At 70.2% G+C, this 19,747-nt stretch carries 19 protein-coding genes; 6 read left to right on the forward strand and 13 right to left on the reverse strand.

What is annotated here, in order from left to right:
• Window positions 1-71: 71 nt before the first annotated feature.
• Entirely contained in the window at window positions 72-578 is a 507-nt protein-coding gene (locus HNQ70_RS00485) for a FecR family protein (protein ID WP_246434510.1), read from the forward strand.
• 92 nt (window positions 579-670) lie between these two features.
• Complete coding sequence (locus HNQ70_RS00490; protein WP_183963243.1) at window positions 671-1,186, forward strand: OmpA family protein; 516 nt, start codon at window positions 671-673, stop codon at window positions 1,184-1,186.
• A gap of 122 nt (window positions 1,187-1,308) precedes the next feature.
• Here the strand turns inward: HNQ70_RS00490 and HNQ70_RS00495 are convergent, their stop codons facing one another.
• From HNQ70_RS00495 to HNQ70_RS00505, 3 genes are all read right to left on the reverse strand, one after another.
• Window positions 1,309-3,441: a CHASE2 domain-containing protein gene (locus tag HNQ70_RS00495; protein WP_221302583.1), complete on the reverse strand. Its 2,133-nt coding sequence runs from the start codon at window positions 3,439-3,441 to the stop codon at window positions 1,309-1,311.
• Window positions 3,442-3,604: 163 nt separating this feature from the next.
• Window positions 3,605-3,943 carry a hypothetical protein gene (locus HNQ70_RS00500; RefSeq protein WP_183963245.1) on the reverse strand — a complete coding sequence of 113 codons (339 nt, stop codon included), beginning with the start codon at window positions 3,941-3,943 and terminating at the stop codon, window positions 3,605-3,607.
• A 27-nt stretch (window positions 3,944-3,970) separates the two neighbouring features.
• Complete coding sequence (locus tag HNQ70_RS00505; protein WP_246434512.1) at window positions 3,971-5,389, reverse strand: NAD(P)/FAD-dependent oxidoreductase; 1,419 nt, start codon at window positions 5,387-5,389, stop codon at window positions 3,971-3,973.
• A 131-nt stretch (window positions 5,390-5,520) separates the two neighbouring features.
• On the opposite strand from HNQ70_RS00505, the gene HNQ70_RS00510 reads away from it, so the two are divergent.
• The gene (locus tag HNQ70_RS00510) at window positions 5,521-6,165 is read left to right on the forward strand and encodes a site-2 protease family protein (RefSeq protein WP_183963247.1); all 645 of its coding nucleotides are present in this window, start codon (window positions 5,521-5,523) and stop codon (window positions 6,163-6,165) included.
• Here the strand turns inward: HNQ70_RS00510 and HNQ70_RS00515 are convergent.
• Both HNQ70_RS00515 and HNQ70_RS00520 read right to left on the reverse strand, forming a co-directional pair.
• Window positions 6,126-7,073 carry an acyltransferase gene (locus HNQ70_RS00515; protein WP_183963249.1) on the reverse strand — a complete coding sequence of 316 codons (948 nt, stop codon included), beginning with the start codon at window positions 7,071-7,073 and terminating at the stop codon, window positions 6,126-6,128. The two genes, HNQ70_RS00510 and HNQ70_RS00515, sit on opposite strands and share 40 nt — an antisense overlap.
• Window positions 7,074-7,258: 185 nt before the next feature.
• Window positions 7,259-8,194, reverse strand: coding sequence for a DMT family transporter (locus HNQ70_RS00520; protein WP_183963251.1), 936 nt, complete (start codon window positions 8,192-8,194; stop codon window positions 7,259-7,261).
• Between the two features lie 192 nt (window positions 8,195-8,386).
• Between HNQ70_RS00520 and HNQ70_RS00525 the strand changes: the two genes are divergently transcribed.
• The gene (locus tag HNQ70_RS00525) at window positions 8,387-8,992 is read left to right on the forward strand and encodes a 2-hydroxychromene-2-carboxylate isomerase (protein ID WP_183963252.1); all 606 of its coding nucleotides are present in this window, start codon (window positions 8,387-8,389) and stop codon (window positions 8,990-8,992) included.
• On the opposite strand, the gene HNQ70_RS00530 is transcribed toward HNQ70_RS00525, so the two are convergent.
• Window positions 8,976-9,800, reverse strand: coding sequence for an SDR family NAD(P)-dependent oxidoreductase (locus tag HNQ70_RS00530; RefSeq protein ID WP_183963254.1), 825 nt, complete (start codon window positions 9,798-9,800; stop codon window positions 8,976-8,978). The two genes, HNQ70_RS00525 and HNQ70_RS00530, sit on opposite strands and share 17 nt — an antisense overlap.
• An 11-nt stretch (window positions 9,801-9,811) precedes the next feature.
• Window positions 9,812-10,741 (reverse strand): SMP-30/gluconolactonase/LRE family protein, encoded by a 930-nt coding sequence (locus HNQ70_RS00535; RefSeq protein ID WP_183963256.1) that lies wholly within the window; start codon window positions 10,739-10,741, stop codon window positions 9,812-9,814.
• A 248-nt stretch (window positions 10,742-10,989) separates the two neighbouring features.
• On the opposite strand from HNQ70_RS00535, the gene HNQ70_RS00540 reads away from it, so the two are divergent.
• The gene (locus HNQ70_RS00540) at window positions 10,990-11,847 is read left to right on the forward strand and encodes a DMT family transporter (protein WP_246434514.1); all 858 of its coding nucleotides are present in this window, start codon (window positions 10,990-10,992) and stop codon (window positions 11,845-11,847) included.
• Between the two features lie 173 nt (window positions 11,848-12,020).
• Here HNQ70_RS00540 and HNQ70_RS00545 read toward each other — a convergent pair whose 3' ends face one another.
• From HNQ70_RS00545 to HNQ70_RS00570, 6 genes are all read right to left on the reverse strand, one after another.
• Window positions 12,021-12,590, reverse strand: coding sequence for an SRPBCC family protein (locus HNQ70_RS00545; RefSeq protein WP_183963260.1), 570 nt, complete (start codon window positions 12,588-12,590; stop codon window positions 12,021-12,023).
• Window positions 12,530-13,819: a vWA domain-containing protein gene (locus HNQ70_RS00550; RefSeq protein WP_183963262.1), complete on the reverse strand. Its 1,290-nt coding sequence runs from the start codon at window positions 13,817-13,819 to the stop codon at window positions 12,530-12,532. Before HNQ70_RS00550 ends, HNQ70_RS00545 begins: the two co-directional genes overlap by 61 nt.
• Window positions 13,820-13,913: 94 nt before the next feature.
• Window positions 13,914-14,831 (reverse strand): AAA family ATPase, encoded by a 918-nt coding sequence (locus HNQ70_RS00555; RefSeq protein WP_183963264.1) that lies wholly within the window; start codon window positions 14,829-14,831, stop codon window positions 13,914-13,916.
• A gap of 6 nt (window positions 14,832-14,837) precedes the next feature.
• A complete protein-coding gene (locus tag HNQ70_RS00560) occupies window positions 14,838-15,632 on the reverse strand; it encodes an FAD binding domain-containing protein (protein WP_183963266.1) in 795 nt (264 codons plus the stop codon).
• A gap of 19 nt (window positions 15,633-15,651) precedes the next feature.
• Entirely contained in the window at window positions 15,652-18,018 is a 2,367-nt protein-coding gene (locus HNQ70_RS00565; RefSeq protein ID WP_183963268.1) for a xanthine dehydrogenase family protein molybdopterin-binding subunit, read from the reverse strand.
• A 43-nt stretch (window positions 18,019-18,061) separates the two neighbouring features.
• Window positions 18,062-18,529 (reverse strand): (2Fe-2S)-binding protein, encoded by a 468-nt coding sequence (locus HNQ70_RS00570; protein WP_343060612.1) that lies wholly within the window; start codon window positions 18,527-18,529, stop codon window positions 18,062-18,064.
• A 196-nt stretch (window positions 18,530-18,725) separates the two neighbouring features.
• On the opposite strand from HNQ70_RS00570, the gene HNQ70_RS00575 reads away from it, so the two are divergent.
• Window positions 18,726-19,736, forward strand: a complete 1,011-nt coding sequence (locus HNQ70_RS00575) for an XdhC family protein (protein WP_183963272.1) — start codon at window positions 18,726-18,728, stop codon at window positions 19,734-19,736.
• The last annotated feature ends 11 nt before the right edge of the window (window positions 19,737-19,747 follow it).

Here is a 19,747-nt window from a genome sequence, read left to right on the forward strand (position 1 = left end):
ATCCTGCCCAGGTTGCTCCAGGGCCTTCGCCGCTGGACTTTGAAGTTAGACTACGCCAAACAAACAACAAGATGAGCGGCCACCCGATGAACGGATCTTGGTCTAGCCCCCGATTGCGTCGCGCGCTCGCGGCAAGCGGACTGGTGCTGGTGTTTTCGGCTGGAACTTCTTCCGCGCGCGCGGTCGAGCCAGGGGCCGTGATCGGCCATGTCAAGACGGTTTCCGGCGAAGCCTGGATCGGTCCGCCCGGTGCGTCGGTTCCTGCGGTCGTGGGCGCGTCCGTGCGTGTCGGCGCCCTGATGAAGACCGGGCCCGATGCGACGCTCGGCGTCACGCTCAGGGACAACACGGTGATGTCCTTCGGGCCCCGGACGGAGCTCACTGTCGACGAGTATCTGTTCGAGCCGGATCGCGGGGAGCTGAAGCTCGGCGCGAGCATGACTCGCGGCACCCTCAACTTCATCTCCGGCATGATCGCCAGGATGCGCCCGGAGGCCCAGACCGTCCGGACGCCCACCGGCACGATCGGCGTGCGGGGCACGCACTTCCTCGTCAAGATCGACGACCCCGCGCAGTGAGTCCGCCCTTCGTGATTTTCCGGAGGGCCTGCGCGCGCCTGTGGCCTGTGCTGTTGTGCGTGGGTTGCGCTACGCCGCCAGCCTCCTATGTGATGCTCATCGAGAGTCCGGACGGTTCCACCGGCCAGGTCGTCGTCAGCGATGCTCGCGGCAGTCGGGTGCTGAACCGCGCGAAGCAGGCCACCGGCCTCGATGGTTCGTCCGCGGCAACCGTCGAGATCTCCGACGAGCAGGCGAGCCGCGACTTCAGCGGGGCGATGGTCGCCCAGCCGCCGCTGCCCGAGACCTTCCATGTGTACTTCGAGAGCCGCGCTGCCCGGATGACGCAGGATTCGCTGCGCCGGATGGACCAGCTCGTGGAGAAGCTGCGCTCCTGGCCGGCGCCCGAGCTCCTGATCGTCGGTCACACGGACACCGTCGCGAGCCGCGCCTTCAACGAGCGGCTGGGCATGGAGCGCGCGCGCGCTGTCGTCGCCGCGCTCGTAGCGAAGGGCGTCGCGCCCCTGTCGATGACGGTCGAGTCGCGCGGGGAACGAGAACTTCTGGTGGTGACGCCGGACGAGGTCGATGAACCGCGCAACCGGCGAGTCGTCGTCTCGGTGCGCTAGCTGGCCGTGCTGGCGGCGCTGCCTGGCGCGCGCGGACCCGCAGGCCTGCGCCGGCCCCGAAGGCCTGCGAAGACCCAGCAGGCCTGCGAAGACCCAGCAGGCCCGCGCCGGCCCCGTGCCGGTCATTTCTCGGCCATGACGACGAGAGCGCCGCTGCCCTCGCTGCGCAGCCGATTCAGCTGCCAGGCGACCAGCGCGTCCCCGGGCCGCTCCGCAGCCAGCTGCTCGAACGCCGACAGGGCGCGCGGGTCCTGCGCGGCCATCAGCGCGTAGGCTTCGTCGTACCCGCTGTCGTTCTCGGTGAGCGGCGTGCCATCGGTATGCAGCAGCGGCTCGAAGACGCGCAGTGGCTGGGTGCGCCCCTTCAGCACGATGTCCCCGACCGCGCGCATGAACGCGCCGGGGCAGTCGTCGCGGATCGCGTCCGAAACGCAGACCAGCGTGCCAAGCTGCTTGTTGAGGGTTTCCAGGCGCGCCGCCGTGTTGACCGGGTCGCCGAGCGCGCGATAGTCGAAGATCGTCGAACCGCCGAAGTTGCCGACGATCACTTCTCCGGAGTGCACGCCAATGCGCGTGCGCCCGAACTCGACTCCCTGGCGGGCGAGATCCTCGACGTGAGCCTGGGCGAAGCGATGCAGGTCGAGGGCGCATTCGTATGCGCGACGCCGGTGGTCCGGCTGCTCGACCGGCGCTGAGAACACCACGGCCAGCGCGTCGCCGACGATCCGGTCGAGGGTGCCCTCGTGGCGGAAGACGATCGCGATCATGCCGTCGAGATAGTCGTTGAGCAGCGACACCGCTTCCCCGGGGTCGGTGCGCTCCATCAGCGAGGTGAACCCTGCGAGGTCGGTGAAGATGAAGCTGCAGTGCTGCCGCCGGCCGCCGAGCACCAGCTGGCCGGGATTGTCGACCAGATGCGAGACCAGGTTCGGCGACACGTAGCGCGAGAAGGCATGGCGGATCCAGCGGTGACGCCGTTCGCTGCCCCGGTGCCGCACGAGGCTGCCGGCAACGAAGGTCAGCAGCAGCGCGATCACGGGGAGCGTCGGGTCGACGAGCTGGCGCCAGGCGATGAAGGACCACCAGGACGCGGCGGCGATCGCCAGCAGGGCCGCCAGGGTGGCGGAGGCGGAGCTCAGCGGACCGGTGCGCAGCGCCAGCGTTGCCACGAGCAGCCCGCCGATCGCGATGGCGAGTGCCTCGACCGCGGTGGCCCACGCGGGGCGCTCCAGGAAGTGCCCGGCATGGATCTGCTCCAGCAGCTGCGCGTGGGCCTCCACCCCGGGCATCGCCGCGCCCAGCGGATTGAAGCGCAGGTCCAGCAGGCCCTTGGCCGAAGTCCCGACCAGCACGATCCGCCCGCGCAGGGCGGTCTCGGGCGCGCTGCCGTCGAGGATCCGCCATGCCGGCAGGTAGCGCTGCGGCGCCGGACGGCTGTAGTGGATCCAGGCCTCGCCGTCCGGGCTGGTCGGTATCTGGTGGCGCCCGATCCGCAGGCTGCGCAGGCCGGGCCGCTCGGCCAGCCCGGTCGCCACGTAGTTGCGTTCGGCCAGGGACACCCGCAGCACCTCGGCGATCATCGACGGGACGATTTCCTGCGGCAGGCGGACCAGCATCGGAACGCGGCGCACGATTCCGTCGGGGTCCGGCTGGAAGCTGATCGAGCCGATGCCGGCCGCAGCGCTGCGCAGCGCCGGGATCGGCAGCGTCGCCGAATCGAACGCGGGCAGCGAGGACAGGGCCGCGTCGCCGCGGCTGACGATTCGATGGGTGCTCTGGCCCCCCGACGGCGCCGTGCCGCCGTTCTCGACGGTGAGACCGAGCACGACCCGCGCGCCGCGCATCGCCGCAGCGAATCGCTCGTCGGGGTCGGGCAGGGCGGCGATCCGCGCGGCGTCGGTGCCGCTGAGCCGCCATTCCGCGGCCATCGCCCGCGGTGCTGTGCGATCCGGCTCGGCGAAGACGACGTCGAACCCGATCGCGGTTGCGCCGGCCGCGTGCAGGCGCTCGACGAGGTCTGCGAGCCTCGTTCGCGTCCACGGCCACTGGCCCACGCGCGCCAGGCTCTCCTCGTCGACATCGACGATCAGCACGGGCGAATCCGAGTAGGGGCGGGGCTGCCAGCGCTGGTACTGGTCGAAGGCCGCGTTGCGCAGCGTCTGCACCGGGACCGGCGAGAGCAGGTAGAGCAGCAGCATCGCCGCGATCACCGTCAGCGGCAGCAGGAAGCCCAGCCTGGTGTTCGGCGAGCTCACCCGGCGAGCGCCGTTGCCGTCGCGGCAGGTCTTGCGGCGACGGCCGGCAGCGCCGGAGCGCAGGGTTCAACTCTCATGCGCATGCCCGATCACGCCAGCCCGCTCCGATCGGTTCGATCCTCATGCGCAAGTCCGCCCGCGCCCGCGGCGGTCGAGGCGCCGATCAGCCACGCCGGGCCATTCCAGCGATGAAGGGCCACACGAACAGGGCCACCACGCCGCCGAGGCCCGCGGCGATCGCGATCAGGTTGGCCCAGTCCACCCAGTAGCGCATGTCCGAGATGGAGGACTGCACCAGCGAAGGGAAGCCGAACAGCGCCGCGCCGGCGGCCAGGACCCAGGCCAGCAGCGCAGCGGGCAGGGCGCCGCGCCAGTTGGCGCGGCCGCGCAGGACCACGAAGGCCGTCAACGCCAGCCAGATCGCCAGGAAGAAGAGGATGAGCGGCAGGTTCGCCAGCGCGACCTCGAACAGCACGTTCAGCGCAAGCCAGATCTCGTACATGGATGATTTTTCCGGTTCGGTGCGCGGTCAGACATGGCCCTTGAGCACCGCCATGTAGGCCGGTTTCAGCAGCGCGTACTTCATCAGCCAGGCGAACCAGCTGTCCTGCAGCGGGTCGACCATCGGCAGCGAGGGCGTGAGCCGGCCCTCGTAGTCGAATTCGATCAGCAGTGCGGCGCCTTCGCGCAGCAGCAGCGGGCATGAGGTATAGCCATCGAAGCTCATCGACGGGTCGCGCTGCGCGACCGCGTCGGCCAGGTTCGCGGCCACCACCGGCGCCGATTTCTTCACCGTGGCCGCGGTCTTGCCGCGGGGGGTGCCGTTGATGTCGCCGATGCCGAAGACGTTCGGAAAGCGGCGGTGACGCAGCGTGAGCTTGTCCACCTCCAGCCAGCCTCCGGCCGCGAACGAACCGTCCTTCCAGGACAGCGCGCTGGCGCGCACCGGGTCGGGCGCGCGCATCGGCGGCACCACGTGGATGAAGTCGTAGCCACGCTCCTGGCGCTCGCCCTCGGGGGTGACGAAGGTGGCGCGCCGCGCGCCGATGTCGATCGCGGTCAGCTTGCTGTTGTACTCGACGCCGATGCCCAGGCCCTCCCAGCGCTCGAGGACGGCGGTGTTGACCGCCGGCACGCCGAACACGTTGCCCAGCGCCGAGTGGAAGCGCACCTTGGATTTGTCCCGGGTGCCGGCCTGGCGAAGCCGGTCGGCCAGCATGAAGGTCATCTTCAGCGGGGCGCCAGCGCACTTGAGCGGCGTGGCCGGCAGCGTCATCAGCGCCTCGCCGCCCTTCTGGCGGAAGGCGTCCATCGCGCGCCAGGTGGCCAGCGCGGCGTCGGGACCGTTGTAGACGCTGCCCATGCCTTCGGTGCCGATGGCCTTGGAGTCCATGCCCTCGATGCCCGCGTAATCCAGGTGCAGCCCGGTGGCGACGACCAGGAAGTCGTAGGGGATCTTCGTGCCGGCGTCGGTAGTGATCGAGTTCGACTCCGGGTCGAACTCCGTGACCATCTCGCGCACCCAATCCACGCCCGCCGGGATCAGGTCGGCGTTGCGGTCCGACACCTTGCCGATCGGCCAGATGCCGGTGGCCACCAGCGTGTAGCCGGGCTGGTAGTTATGCACTTCCTTGCGGTCGACGATGGTGATCTTCGCTCCGTCGAGTTCGCGGCGCAGCCGGCTGGCGACCGCCAGGCCGCCGGCGCCGCTGCCGGCGATCACGATGCGCGCCGAGGTCTTCATTGCCGCGCGCGCGGGTGCGCTCGCCATGCCGAGCGCGCCGGCGCTGCCGCCGGCCGCGGCGATCAGCGCTGGTGAAATCGCAGCGACCCTCAGGAAGCCGCGACGCGCCAGCGGCCCGGCGGGCCTTGCGGGATGCGGGTCATCGGGGTGTGCCCGCGCGCCGTCGCGGACCGGCTCGCTCCGGCCTGCTCCATCGTGTTGCATGGGTGCCTCCAAGGCTGGGCGCCGCCAGGCGCCGGACCGGCGCGACATCGATGCCCGAGCGCATTGTCGCCAATGCCTGCCGGGGTATCAACCTGCAGGGCGCACTCCCGCACCTTGCTAGACTGCCGGCCATGAACGATCTGATCCAGACCCTCGCGGTCTACGCCATTCCCGTCCTGTTCGCGATCACGCTGCACGAAGCCGCCCACGGCTACGTCGCGCGCATGTTCGGCGATCACACCGCAGCCATCGCCGGGCGCATCACGCTGAACCCGCTGCGCCACATCGACCCGATCGGCACGATCGTGGTGCCGCTGGGGATCCTGCTGGTGTCTTCGCTGGGCGGCGGCGGCTTCCTGTTCGGATGGGCCAAGCCGGTGCCGGTGAACTTCGGCAACCTCAGGCGCCCCAAGCAGCAGATGGTCTGGGTGGCGGCCGCGGGGCCGGGCGCGAACATCGTGATGGCGATCGGCTGGGCGCTGTTGCTGAACCTGCTCGCCACGCTCGGCGTCGACGAGCCCTTCTTCATGAAGATGGCCACCGCGGGCATCATGGTCAACATCGGCCTGATGGCGCTGAACCTGCTGCCGATCCCGCCGCTGGACGGCGGGCGCATCCTCACCGGCCTGCTGCCGGCCCGGCTCGCCTGGCGCTTCGCCCGCATCGAGCCCTACGGGCTGTTCATCGTGATCGGCCTGATGGCCACGCAGACCCTCGGCTTCTTCCTGCAGCCGTTCTACCGGCTCGGCATCACACTGGTGCGGCTCTTCGTCTGATCGCCATCAGGCGGCGGCTCGCCGAGCAGCTCGCCGATGCTGCGGTCCTTCTCGTGCCAGAGGTTCTGCAGCCAGCGCTGGACGCCTTTCCGGTAACCCGGGTCGGTGGCGTAATCGCCGTCGCTGAACTTGACCGGGATCTCGAGCGTCCGGACACGGACGATCACCTCGGGCATGCGCCCGCACAGGAAGTCCCAGAAGGTGGGCGGGCCCTTCGGGTAGACGATGGTCACGTCGACGAAGGAGCGGAAGCGGTCGCCGAGCACGCTCAGCGCCAGCGCCAGCGCGCCCGCCTTGGGCTTGAGCAGATGCCGGTAGGGTGAGCGCTGCGCGGCGTGCTTGGCCGGCGTGAAGCGCGTGCCCTCGGGGAAGTTCATCACGCTGGTCGGCACCAGGGCGAATTTCTCGCAGGCCCTGCGCGAAGTCTCCAGATCCTCGAAGCGCTTCTCGGGGTGCGCCTTCAGGTAGGCCTCGGAGTGCCTGCGCATGAAGGGGAAGTCGAGCGCCCACCAGGCCAGCCCCATCACCGGCACCCAGATCAGCTGCTGCTTCAGGAAGAACTTGAGCAGCGGGATGCGCCGGTTGAGCAGGTGCTGCAGCACGAAGATGTCGACCCAGGACTGGTGGTTGCAGTTGACCATGTACCAGCCGCGGTACTCCAGCCCCTCGATGCCTTCGACGTCCCAGCGGGCGCGCTGAGTGAGCCTCATCCAGGCGCTGTTGCCGGCGATCCAGCTGGCGGCGATCGTGTTGAGCACCGGGTCGATCGCGGTGCGGACCGCGCGCAAGGGCAGCAGCAGCTTCACCAGCGCGAAGGCGAACAGCAGCGTGCACCAGAAGATCGTGTTGATCGCCAGCAGCAGCGCGGCGAGGATGCCGCGGACGACGGAGGGGAGGAAGGCGAGCATCTGGTTCGTGGGGGGAAGGGGGAAGGGGGAAGGGGGAAGGGGGAAGGGGGAAGGGGGAAGGGGGAAGGGCAGTCAGCGTGCAACCCGCAGGCTTCGCGCCTTCTCCCCTGGCGGGTGAATTCTATTCCCCCGCTCCCGGCTGTCATTGACCTCCGTCAGGTGGGGCGGGACGGGTGCGGCGACGCTCAGGCCCGGATGCGGCGCCATTGCATGTAAGCCACGCCGCTGATCACGATCGCGCCGCCGATCACCTGCTCGGTCGTGGGAACGATGTCGAACAGCAGCGAGATCAGCACCGCGAACACCGGCACCGTGTTCTGCCAGACGGCGCCGGCGGCGATGCCGATCCGGTTGACGCCGATGTTCCAGGCGAAGCCGCCGAGCGCGGTGGCGAACACCGCGGTGACCAGCAGCCACAGGATGGCGTCGGGTCCCGGGTCGAGCTGCGGCGGGCCGACCAGGTCGGTGGCGCGGGCGAAGACCCAGAACACGAACAGCCAGAGCGCCGAGCCGACCAGTGCGGCGTAGGTGCGGCGCAGCTGCGGCACGGCCGGGTCGAACCAGCGCTGCGACCAGATCGAGTACATCGCCCAGCAGACCATCGACAGCAGGATCAGCGGCTCGCCGCCCTGCAGGGCGAGGGACTGGCCGGTGTCGCCGGCGCGGCCCCAGATGGCGATGCCGGCGCCGAGCAGGGTCAGCCCCGCGGCGACCCAGAAGCCGGGCTCGAGCGGGGTGCGAAAGAGCATGCGCAGGATCAGCGCCGTGTAGACCGGGCTGCCGGCCATGATCGCTGCAGCGGTGATCGTGTTGGTGTAGCGCAGCCCCAGGTTGTAGAGGATGTAGAAGCCCGCCATCGCCAGCGTCATCGTCGCCAGACGCCCGAGCGAGGTGCCAGCGCCCAGCGCACGCGGACCGTGAACCGCGAGGACGATCGCCAGCAGCACCAGTGCCCCGATGCTCACGCGCAACGGCGCCATGAAGATCGGGTCGAAGGTGCGGAAAAGGATCGCCGTCATCGGGATGTTCATGCCCCAGAACAGGCTGGCAAGCATGTAGCAGACGGTACCCACGAGCAGCGCCTGCGCGCTCCCGGCAGTGGCGTTCGGACCCGGTTTCATCGGCCGAGTATAGGCTGGCGCGCCCGCCGCCGGCAGCGCACCGGAGGGCCCCGCGGGAAGCCGCGTCGCCGCCGGCACGCGCCGCCCCGGTTTCCGGAATGACGCGGACGGTGCGCGCCGGTGGCCGGGGTCATCATCGCGGCCGACCCATCGTGCCCATGCCATCGCGCGCATGCGAATCCGGAGACCAAGATGATCGAATTCTTCTTCGACTGTTCCAGCCCCTGGACCTACCTCGCCTTCCACAACGTGCAGCCGCTTGCCGAGGAACTGGGCGAAGAGATCCGCTGGCGGCCGATCCTGGTCGGCGGCATCTTCAACACGGTGAATCCCAGCGTCTACGCCTCGCGCGAGCACCCGGTGCCGGTGAAGGCCGCCTGGCAGCTCAAGGACATGGGCGACTGGGCCCGTTCGGCGGGGCTCCAGATCCGCATGCCGCCGACGGTGTTCCCGGTCAACAGCGTGAAGGCGATGCGCGCCTGCCTGGTGCTCGAGCCGCAGGGCCGGCTGGTGCCCTTCGCGCGGGCGGTGTTCGAGGCCTATTGGGGCCGCGACGAGGACATTTCGAAGGACGAGGTGCTGGAGGGCATCTGCCGGCAGGTGGGCGTGGATGCGGCCTGGCTGTTCGGGGAAATCGCGCGGCCCGAGGTCAAGGACGCGCTGCGCGCCAACGCCGAGGAACTGATGCGTCGGGGAGGCTTCGGCTCCCCGACGATCTTCGTCAACGGCGACGACATGTACTTCGGCAACGACCGCCTGCCGCTGGTGCGCGAGGCGGTGCTCAGGCGCCGCCGCTGACCACCAGCGTCTGGCCGCTGACGTAGTCGCTGTCCGGGCTGCAGAACAGGTAGACCGATCCGGCGGCCTCCTCGGGCAGGCCGCCGCGCCCCATCGGGATCATCTGGTCGGCGACGGCCAGGCGCCCGGCCTGGATTCCCACCTTGATCTCCCGGCCCTGGACGTCGATGGTGCCGCCTTCGCCCTCGGCCAGCGCCCGGGTCAGGCGGGTCTGGATCAGGCCGAAGGCCAGCGCGTTGACCGTCACGTCGTAGCGGCCCCATTCGCGCGCCAGGGCCTTGGTCAGGCCGATCACGCCCGCCTTGCCGGACGAGTAGTTGGCTTGGCCCGCGTTGCCGTCGACGCCGGAGGTCGACGAGATGTTGACCACCTTGCGCACGATGCGCAGGCCTTCCTTGCGCTCGGCCTCCACCTGCGCCTTCAGGTGCGGGAAGAACGCGCGCAGCAAGCGGAACGGCGCGGTGAGGTGGACGTCGAGGATGGTGTGCCACTGCTCGTCGGTCATCTTCTGGATCACGCTGTCCCAGGTGAAGCCGGCGTTGTTGACGATGATGTGGCAGCCGCCGAAGCGCTCCATCGCGGTGCCCACGATCCGCTCGCCGAAGTCGGCGGCGGCGACGTCGCCGTTGCAGGCCACCGCCTGCCCGCCCATCGCCTCCACCAGCGCGATGGTCTCGCTGGCCGGCGCTTCGTCCAGGTCATTGACCACGATGCGCGCGCCGTCGCGCGCCAGGCGCAGCGCGATCTGCTGGCCGATTCCGCGGCCGGAGCCGGTGACGATCGCCACGCGTCCGTCGAGTTGCCCCATGGGTGCTCCCGTCAGGCGTTGCAGTGCAGCCGCAGTCCCGGCACCGGCCAGTCGTCGATCGCGACCAGCCTGCCCGAGCCGGACAGCGTCAGGTACGCGGTGCGCATGTCCGGTCCGCCGAAGCAGATGTTGGTGGTGTAGCGGTCGGGCACGGGCACGTGGCTGACCAGGCCGCCGTCGGGCGAGATCACCGTGATGCCGCCGTGCAGGATGGTGGCGACGCACACGTTGCCCAGCGCATCCACCGCCATCGAGTCGAAATACTGGTGGTGGCCGCCGGGCGAGGCGGTCAGCACGCGCATGCCGGGGGGTGCGGGCGGCTTGCGGCGGTCCACCATGCCGGGCCCGGCCAGGTCCAGCGCCCAGAGGCGCGCGCCCTCGGTCTCGGCGTAGTAGAGGGTCTTGCCGTCGGGCGAGAGGCCGATGCCGTTGGGCGTCATCACTCCAGGGGCCACGGTGCGGATCGAGCTGCCGTCGGGCTTCGCGTAGTGGATCGCGCCGCGGTCCAGTTCGCGCGCCCGGCCCTTGCCCAGATCGCTGAAGTAGAAACTGCCGTGCGCGTCGAAGACCAGGTCGTTCGGCCCGCGCAGCGCCTCGCCGTCGCAGGCCTCGTAGACGCGCTCGGCCTTGCCGGTGGCGAGGTTCACCCGCTCGATGCGTCCGCCGGAGTAGTCGTCGCCCTGGTGGCCGGGGCGCAGCTGGCCGTCGGGGCGGCGGTGCCAGTGGAAGCCGCCGTTGTTGCAGACGTACACCGCGCCGTCGGGACCGATGGCCGCGCCGTTGGGCCCGCCGCCGAGCTGCGCGACGACGCTCGCGCGGCCGTCGGGCGTCACGCGGGTCAGCGTGCCGCGCGCGATTTCGACCAGCAGCACCGACCCGTCGTCCATGGCGATCGGGCCCTCGGGAAACTCGAGTCCCGAAGCAATCTCGCGGATGCGCATCCTCGTTCTCCTCCTATGCCGGTGCAAGGGCGCGCAGCGGAGGAAGCCTCCGAACGAGACGCGCCCGGTCGCGGGACGGCGCGCCCCGCATCGCGGCTGACTATACTCGACGGGATGGAAACCGGACCCGGCGGCGCGCCGAGAATGCACAGATTTGGACCGGGTTCTCCCGGCGTGGCGACGCGGGTCGAACGAGGATGAAGGCGATGCTTGCGCGGGCGCGGGGGCTCAGGGAGCGCGCCCGCCAGATGAGTCCTGCAATGCAGAGCCTGTGCTGGGCTCTTGCCGCGGGCATCCAGTTCAGTCTTCTCAACACCATCGCCCGCAAGATGACCCTGGAGCTGCCGCCGATGCAGGCGCAGTTCCTGCGATATCTGATGGGCCTGCTGGTGATGCTGCCGCTGGTCTGGCGGGCAGGCATGAGGGCCTTCACGCCGAACGGCCTGGGCGGCCAGCTCTGGCGCGGCGTCGTGCACACCGCCGGCCTCATGCTGTGGTTCTCGGCCCTGCCGCACATCCCGCTGGCGACGATGACCGCGCTCGGGTTCACCACGCCGATCTTCATCATGGTGGGCGCGGCCTGGCTGCTGCACGAGAAGATTTCCGGCGCGCGCTGGGTTGCCGCGCTGATCGGATTCTCCGGGGTGCTGGTGGTCGTCGCGCCGCGGCTCACCCTGGACGGGGGCTTCTACACGCTGGTGATGCTTGCGTCCTCGCCGGTATTCGCGGCCTCCTTCCTGATCACAAAGGCGCTCACGAAGCGGGACAACTCCGAAGTGATCGTCGTCTGGCAGTCGATCACGGTGAGCCTGTTCACGCTGCCGCTCGCGCTCTACCAGTGGCAGTGGCCGACGCCCGTGCAATGGATGTGGTTCGCGATCGCCGGGGTGTTCGGCAGCGCCGGTCACTACAGCCTGACGCAGTCCTACCGGATGGCGGACATCTCGGCCACGCAGTCGGTGCGCTTCCTCGACCTGATCTGGGCCTCGCTGCTCGGGCTGATGGTGTTCGGCGACGTGCCAAGCGAGTGGTCGCTGGCCGGGGGGCTGATCATCTTCGCGTCGACGTTCTGGATCACGAGGCGCGAGGCCAGGCCGAAGCGCTGAGCCCGAGAAGGGCGGATCCGTTGTTGCGGCTCTCCCGCATGGACAACCGGTTGTCAACTCTGGTGAGCGGGCGCGCGGTAGTCGAGCGCCCGGCAGTCGAGCGCCCAGCAGTCGAGCGCCCAGCGGTCGAACTCCCGGTGGCCGTGCGCCAGCCAGGTGGCGGGCCCGGCTCCTCAGTTGCCCCCGCCGAAGAGCCGGCGCAGTGCCGCCCAGAGCCGCGCGAAGAAGCCTGGCGCGGCAACGGCGGCAGGCGCCGCCGCGGGGGGCGCGGCCTCCACGGCCTCCACCGCGGGCGGGTATTTCTCCTCGAGCACCTTCCTGAAGTTCTCGAAGAACTCGCCGGCCATCTTCTGGGCGGCCATGTCCACCAGGCGCGAGCCCACCTGCGCGATCTTTCCGCCCACCTGCGCGTGCACCGCGTAGTCGAGCATCGTTCCGCCCTCGGCGATCGGGGAGAGGCTCACCTTGGCGGTGCCCTTGCCAAAGCCGGCGGCGCCGCCCTGGCCGTCGAACTGCATCGTGTAGGAGGTGGGCGCAACCACGTCGAGCAGCCTGAGCTTGCCCTTGAACTTCGCCTTGACCGGGCCGATGGCGGCGGCCACCAGCACGTCGAAGCTGTCCTCACCGGTGGCGGTGATGCTCTCGCATCCGGGGATGGAGCGGCGCAGCAGTTCGATGTCGTTCAGGGCATCCCAGGCCTGCTGGGGAGTGACGGGGAGGGCTTGCTGGCTGGAGAGGTCCATATCTTGTCGTTCCGTGTTTCGGGTCTGGGACGGCGGCCGAAGGCCGACAGTGCCGACGCGAGTCCTTCGAGGCTGTCGAGATTGTGCACCGGCAGGTGCGCATCGACATGAGGGAGGATGGCGCGCACGCCGGCGGCCTTCGGTTCGAAGCCCCGGTAGCGCAGCAGCGGGTTGAGCCAGAGCAGGCGGCGGCAGGAGCGGGCCAGGCGCTCGACCTCGACGCCGAGCTGGCCGCCTTCGTCGCGCTCCAGCCCGTCGGTGACCAGCAGCACCATGGCGTTGCCGCCGAGCATGCGCCTGGCCCACTGCCGGTTGAATTCATGCAGGCAGCCTGCGATGCGGGTGCCGCCGGACCAGTCGTCCACCGTGCGCACGCAGGCCTCGATCGCGCGGTCGGGGTCGCGCTGGCGCAGCATGCGGGTGATCGGGGTCAGGCGCGTGCCGAACAGGAAGCTCTGGGTGCGCCGCTCGGCGCCGGTCAGCGCATGCAGGAAGTGCAGGAACATCCGGGCGTAGCTGCTCATCGAGCCCGAGATGTCGACCAGCGCGACCAGCGGCGCGGTCTCCTCACGCGGCTGGCGCCAGCGCAGTTCCGCGATCTCGCCGCCGCGGCGCGCACTGCGCGCAGCGAGGCGGCGCCAGTCGAGCCGGCGCCCGCCCGGGGAGGGCTCGAAGCGCCGGGTGAGCAGGGCGGGGAGTTCGTGGCGCCACTGCGCGATCAGCTTCTTCGCCGCCAGCCACTCCTGCGCGCTCATCGTCTCGAAGTCGGCCTTGCGCAGGATCTCCCGGCCCGAGAACGAAAGCGTGGCCTCGATCTCGAGCCGGCGCTTCGCGTCGTCCGGCGGCGCGTATCCAGGGCTTTCTGGGAACAGGGCGTCCGCGAGCCGCCGGTTCTCGCGCGGCTGCCGGGCGTGGGCCTGCGGTCCCTCGATTTTCGGCAGCATCATCGCCATCATGCGGCCCAGGATGTCCGGGTCGCGCCAGAAGATCTCGAATGCCTGGTCGAACAGGTCCAGGTGCTCGGCGCGGTCGACGAGGCAGGCGGCGAGCACCGCGCGGAAGTCGCGACGGCTCTCCAGCCCGGCGAGCTCCAGCGCGCGCAGCGCCAGCAGGATGCGGTCGGTGCCCACCGGGACGCCCGCGGCGCGCAGCACGCGGCCGAAGTGCATGACGTTCTCGGCGAGCCGGCCGCTGCGGGCCGGCGGCGTCTGCTCGCGCGGCGCGGCCATCAGCTGCCTGCGGCGCGGGCGCCCGCGGGGGGTGTGCCGGCCGCGGGCGCCGCCGGCGGCACGGAGGGCGCGCAGCGCATCCCGGTCATCCGAGTCAGCCCGTCGTCATCGCCGAGCGCACCTCGGCCAGCAGCCGCGCCGCCTCGGAGCCCTGCATCCGGGCGATGTCGTCCTGGTACTTGAGGATCACGCCCAGCGTGTTGTTCAGCGTCTCGGGGTCGAGGACGATGGCGTCGAGTTCGAGCAGGGCGCGCGTCCATTCGATCGACTCGGCCACCCCGGGGAGCTTGAACAGGTCCTCGCCGCGCAGCCGCTGCACGAAGGCGACCACCTGGCGCGCAAGCTCCTCGCTGACGCCGGGCACGCGGCGGCGGACGATGTCGAGCTCGCGGCGCGCATCCGGGAAGCCCACCCAGTGGTAGATGCAGCGCCGCTTGACCGCGTCATGGATCTCGCGGGTGCGGTTCGAGGTGAGGATGACGATCGGCGCCTGCTGCGCGCGCACCGTTCCCAGTTCGGGGATGGTGACCTGGAAGTCGGACAGCACCTCGAGCAGAAAGGCTTCGAAGGGCTCGTCGGCGCGGTCGAGTTCGTCGATCAGCAGCACCGGCGGTCCGGCCTCGGAGGGCTCCAGCGCGCGCAGCAGCGGCCGGCGGATCAGGAAGCGCTCGGCGAACAGGTCACGCGCGAGCGACTCCCGGTCCGCCTGCTCGCCCGCCGACGCTTCGGCAAGCCGGATCTCGAGCAGCTGGCGCGCGTAGTTCCACTCGTAGGCCGCGCTGGCGAGGTCCAGGCCCTCGTAGCATTGCAGCCGGATCAGCTCGCGGCCGAGCGCGGTGGCGAGCGCCTTGGCGACCTCGGTCTTGCCGGTGCCGGGCTCGCCCTCCAGCAGCAGCGGGCGCCCCAGCCGGAGCGCCAGGAAGATCGCCGTCGCCAGCTGCCGGTCGGGCAGGTAGTTGGCCTGGTCGAGGAGGGTGGCGGTGTCCTCGATGTTTCCCGGAAGCTCGCGCACCGGCGCTCAGCCCGCCTGCGTGACAGCGCGTCCGGCGAGCACCGGGATCAGGTGGGCCCGGTAGTCGGCGCTGGCGTGGAGGTCCGAATTCAGGCCCTCGGCCGGCACGCTGACCCCGGCGCAGGCCGCGGCCGACCAGTTGGCCGACAGCGCCTGCTCCAGCGCAGTCACCCGGAACACGCTGGGGCCGGCGCCGGTGACCGCAACCCGGACCCCGGCAGGGCCCTGGCTGACGAACACGCCCACCAGCGCGAAGCGCGACGCCGGCTGGCGGAATTTCACGTAGGCGGCCTTGGCCGGCAGGGGGAAGCTGATCGCGGTGACGATCTCGTTGGGCTCGAGGGCGGTCTCGTAGAGCCCCTTGAAGAAGTCGTCGGCGGCGATGGTGCGCTTCTCGGTGTGCACCGTGGCTCCGAGGCCGAGCACCGCTGCCGGATAGCAGGCGGCGGGGTCGTTGTTGGCGAGGCTGCCGCCGATGGTGCCCAGGGTGCGCACCGCGCGGTCGCCGATGCCGGCAGCCAGCGCGGCCAGCGCGGGGAGGGCGCGCTGCACTTCGGTGGAGGCGGCCACGGCGGCATGGCTGGTCATCGCGCCGATGCGGACGCTGCCGCCCTCGACGCGGATGCCCTTGAGCTCGCCCACCTGCGACAGGTCGACCAGGTCGCTCGGCGCGGCCAGGCCGAGCTTCATCGACGCGAGCAGCGACTGGCCCCCGCCCAGCAGCTTGCCGTCGGGCGCGCCCGAGATCAGCCTGGCAGCGTCGGCGACCGTGGCGGGGCGGTGAAAGTCGAAGTTGTTCATTCCGAAGGTCTCCAGGATCTCAGCGGCCGGCGCCGCGGATGACGTTCCAGACTACATGCGGCGTCGCCGGCATCGGCACCTCGCGCACCCCCAGGTGCGCAAGCGCGTCGACGACGGCGTTGATCAGCGCCGGCGGCGAGCCGATGGCGCCCGCCTCCCCGCAGCCCTTCACGCCCAGAGGATTGTGGGTGCAGGGCGTGCCCTTGATGGTCTCCACGGTGAAGCTGGGGAGATCGTCGGCACGGGGCATCGCGTAGTCCATGTACGACCCGGTGAGCAGCTGACCGGACTCCGAATCGTACACGCCGTGCTCGAGCAGCGCCTGCCCCAGGCCCTGCGCAAGGCCGCCGTGGACCTGCCCTTCCACGATCATCGGATTGATGACGTTTCCGAAATCGTCCACCGCGGTGAAGCGGTCGACGCGGACCACCCCGGTTTCCGGATCGATCTCGACCTCGCAGACGTAGGAGCCGGCGGGGTAGGTGAAGTTGGTGGGGTCGTAGAAGGCGTTCTCGTTGAGGCCCGGTTCGAGCTTGTCGAGCGGGTAGTTGTGCGGCACGTAGGCGGTGAGCGCCACCTGCGCGAAGGGCACCTCCTTGTCGGTGCCGGCCACCTTGAAGACGCCCTGCTCGAACTCGATGTCGGTGTCGGCGGCCTCCAGCAGGTGGGCAGCGATCTTGCGGCCCTTGGCGATCACCTTGTCCACCGCCTTGACGATCGCGGTGCCGCCCACCGCGATCGAGCGCGAGCCGTAGGTGCCCATGCCGAACAGGATCTTGCCGGTGTCGCCGTGGACGATGTCGATGTCCTCCAGCGGGATGCCGAGCTTGTCGGCGACCACCTGGGCGAAGGTGGTCTCGTGGCCCTGGCCGTGGCTGTGCGAGCCGGTGAACACGGTGACCTTGCCGGTGGGATGCACGCGCACCTCGCCGGCCTCGAACAGGCCCGCCCGCGCGCCCAGCGCGCCGGCGATGTTCGACGGCGCCAGCCCGCAGGCCTCGATGTAGCAGGAGTAGCCCATGCCGCGCAGCAGTCCCTTGCCCGCCGATTCGGCCTTGCGCGCGGCGAAGCCGGCCACGTCGGCGAGTTCGATGGCGCGGGCCAGGTGGGCCTCGTAGTCGCCGGTGTCGTAGGTGAGGCCGACCGGCGTCGGGTAGGGGAAGCTGCGGATGAAGTTGCGCCGGCGGATCTCGGCCGGGTCGAGCTTCATTTCGCGGGCGGCGGTTTCCACCAGCCGCTCGACGACGTAAGTGGCCTCCGGCCGGCCCGCACCGCGGTAGGCATCGACCGGCGCGGTGTTGGTGAACACCCCGGTGACCTCGCAGAAGATGCTCGGCGTGGTGTACTGGCCGGCCAGCAGCGTGGCGTACAGGATGGTGGGCACCGACGACGCGAAGGTGGACAGGTAGGCGCCCAGGTTGGCGGTGGTGTGCACCCGCATGCCGACGAAGCGGCCGTCCTGGTCCATCGCCAGTTCGGCGGTGGTGACGTGGTCGCGGCCATGGGCGTCGGCCAGGAAGGATTCGCTGCGTTCGGCGGTCCACTTGATCGGGCGGTTGACCTTCTTCGAGGCCCAGACCAGCACGGTTTCCTCGGCATAGAGGAAGATCTTGGAGCCGAAGCCGCCGCCGACGTCCGGCGCCACCACGCGCAGCTTGTGCTCGGGGATGCCGAGCACGAAGGCCGCCATCAGCAGCCGCTCGACGTGCGGGTTCTGGTTGGCGACGTAGACCGTGTAACTCTCGTCCGAGCGGCTGTAGACCGCATTGGCCGCGCGCGGCTCGATCGCGTTGGGGATCAGCCGGTTGTTGCGGAACTCCAGCTTCGTCACGTGGTGCGCGCCGGAGAAGGCGGCATCGGTGGCGGCCCGGTCGCCCACGGCCCAGGTGTAGCAGACGTTGTCCTCGGCGATGTCATGCACCGCAGAGCCCGCGCTGCGGGCCGCGGCCGGATCGACCACCGGCGGAAGTTCCTCGTAGTCCACCTCGATCAGCGCAGCCGCGTCCTTCGCCTGCTGCAGCGTCTCGGCGATCACCACCGCGAGCTGATCGCCGACGTGGCGCACCTTCTCCTCGGCCAGCAGCGGATGCTTGGGCTCCTTCATCGGGGTGCCGTCGACGCTGGTGATCAGCCAGCCGCAGGGCAGCCCGCCCACCGACGCGGTGTCCGCTCCGGTGAACACGTCGACGACGCCCGGGGCCGCCTTCGCGGCGGCAGTGTCGATCGAGCGGATGCGGGCATGCGCGTAGGGCGAGCGCAGGAAGTACGCGTAGGTCTGGCCCTGCAAGGTGATGTCGTCGGTGTACTGGCCGTTCCCGGTCAGGAAGCGGTAGTCCTCACGGCGCCTGACCGGCTGGCCGATGAAGCCTGCGGCGGGTGCGTTCATGTGCGTGTCCCTTCGAGATTCGCGTTGACCTGGCGGCGGGCGCTCAGAGGCCCATGTCCTGCGCGCCCTTCTGGACGGCGCGCACGATGTTCTGGTAGCCGGTGCAGCGGCAGAAGTTGCCGTCGAGCAGCTCGCGCACCTCGCGCTCGCTGCCGTGCGGATGGTTCTGCACCAGGTCGACCGACGTCATCACCATTCCGGGAGTGCAGAAGCCGCACTGCAGGCCATGGCACTCCTTGAAGGCGGCCTGCATCGGATGCATGGTGCCGTCCGGCGCGGCCAGGCCTTCGATGGTGGTGACCTCGGCACCGTGCAGCTGTGCGACCAGCACGTTGCAGGCCTTGGTGGCGCGCCCCCCGACCAGCACGGTGCAGGCGCCGCACTGCGCGGTGTCGCAGCCGACGTGGGTGCCGGTCAGGCGCAGGTGCTCGCGGATGAACTCGACGAGCAGGGTTTCGGGCGGGACGTCCGCGGTGACGGCCTTGCCGTTCACGCGCAGCGAAACGGGAATTCCCATGAGGTCTCCTTTGGGGGTGCGTGCTTACGCCTGTATCGGCCTGTACCGGCCTTTATCGGTCCGTACCGCGGCGCTGGCCGTATGCGATGGCCCTGCCGTCGTTTTCGGATGAAAATACCCGCCATCCCGGGCTTCCGCAAGCAAGGGGAAGCCCCGCCAGCGGAAGCCTCAACGACACATTGGACCAGGCATGGACAACATCGACATCCAGGTGCTGAAGGCGGCAGTGGACTGGGCCGCGCAGGGGCACCGTGCGGTGCTGGGCACCATCGTGCGCACCTGGGGCTCGGCGCCGCGCCCGGTGGGCTCCAACGTCGTGATCCGCGACGACGGCCTGGTGATGGGGTCGGTCTCCGGCGGCTGCATCGAAGACGACCTGATCGCGCGGGTGCGCCAGAAGGGCGTTGCCGCCGATGCGCCGGAGCTGCTCCGCTACGGGGTGTCGGCCGAGGAGGCCACCCGCTTCGGGCTGCCCTGCGGCGGCACCATCGAGCTGCTGCTCGAACCGGTGGCCGCGCATTCGCGCCTGCCGGAGCTGCTGGCGCGGCTGGAGGCCGGCCGCGCCACGCGGCGCATCGTCGCCCGCGCCAGTGGCGAGGTCACGCTGGAGGACGCCTCGGGCGCCGACGAACTGCAACTCGACGAGGAGCGGCTGGTTGCGGTGTTCGGCCCCAGCTGGCGGATGCTGCTGATCGGCGCGGGGCAGCTCAGCCAGTACCTGGCCGGCATGGCCGGCTCGCTGGGTTATGTGGTGACGGTCTGCGATCCGCGCGAGGAGTACGCGGACACCTGGCAGGCGGAGCTGGGGACGCTGGTGCGGACCATGCCGGACGACACTGTGCTGGAGTTCCGCCCGGATCGCCACACCGCGATCATCGCGCTCACGCACGACCCCAAGCTCGACGACATGGCGCTGCTCGAGGCGCTGCGCTCGCAGGCCTTCTACGTGGGCGCCATCGGCTCGTACGCGAACCAGCGCAAGCGCCGCGAGCGGCTGATCGAGCACTTCGAGATGACCACCGAGGAGCTGGACCGGCTGCACGGTCCGGTGGGCATCAAGAACGGCGCCCGCACGCCGCCCGAGATCGCGGTGTCGATCCTGGCGGAGCTCACCGCGGTGCGCTACGGCTACTGGATCCCGGCTCCGGTGAAGATGGACGGGGCGCAGCCGGCCGCGGCGGCGGCGGGTTGCGTGGCCTGAAAGCCCGCCGG

This window comes from Quisquiliibacterium transsilvanicum, from assembly GCF_014202215.1.
Lineage (GTDB): Bacteria > Pseudomonadota > Gammaproteobacteria > Burkholderiales > Burkholderiaceae_E > Quisquiliibacterium > Quisquiliibacterium transsilvanicum.